The sequence below is a fragment of the Lichenibacterium minor genome, from assembly GCF_004137685.1.
In the GTDB taxonomy this organism is placed as follows: Bacteria; Pseudomonadota; Alphaproteobacteria; order Rhizobiales; family Beijerinckiaceae; genus Lichenihabitans; species Lichenihabitans minor.
The window spans coordinates 1-599 of sequence record NZ_QYBB01000184.1; the positions used below are offsets into that span (position 1 = coordinate 1).

1 pseudogene is annotated in these 599 nt (G+C 73.3%); it reads right to left on the reverse strand.

The annotated features are described in order from the left end of the window. Positions 1-359: 359 nt before the first annotated feature. Positions 360-599 (reverse strand): annotated as a pseudogene (locus D3273_RS28675) (IS91 family transposase); the annotation flags it as partial.

Genomic DNA, 599 nt, shown 5'->3' on the forward strand with positions numbered 1-599 from the left:
GGTGAAGGGTTACGGACGGCGGCCGGCACTGGCCGAGCGTCTAGGCTGAGGGCCGCCGTCGGTAAGCCGCCCAAGGACGAACGCGCGGGGGTCGCCTCGCGCTATGGGGATTTGGCGAAACGGGCGAGCGCGCGGAGGCGCCGCGGCCAGTCCAGACTGGCGGACCCGTAGCCGGACGAGGCGTGAGATCGGTCAGCAGGTGATGCCATCGAGGTTCGCCGCCGCTGCCGGCAGGCGATGGTGCTGTGCCGGGCTCGCTGCGGACGATGCCGGACGCCGTGAGGGCGAGCGTGTCCGATGGCCGAAGCGGTGTCGCTTCGGCCCTGTGCTGGATCTGGCCGTGCCGGGTCACGGCGCCTTCATCCGGCTCTCCATCGGTGCGGGGGCGGAGCCCGGGCGCGGACCGTGCCCTCGAAGCTCTCGATCACCAGCATGCGCCCGCCGCAGCAGGGGCATGGGGTGCGGCGTTCCGCCGAAGAGGCCGGCTTGGGGGCCACGGGCGGTGCGGGGACGGCGAGCAACTCGCGGGCGCGGGCGATGTTGGCCTTGCACCGGCCCGTGGCGAGCAGGCCGTAGTGGCGGATGCGGTGGAAGCCCTT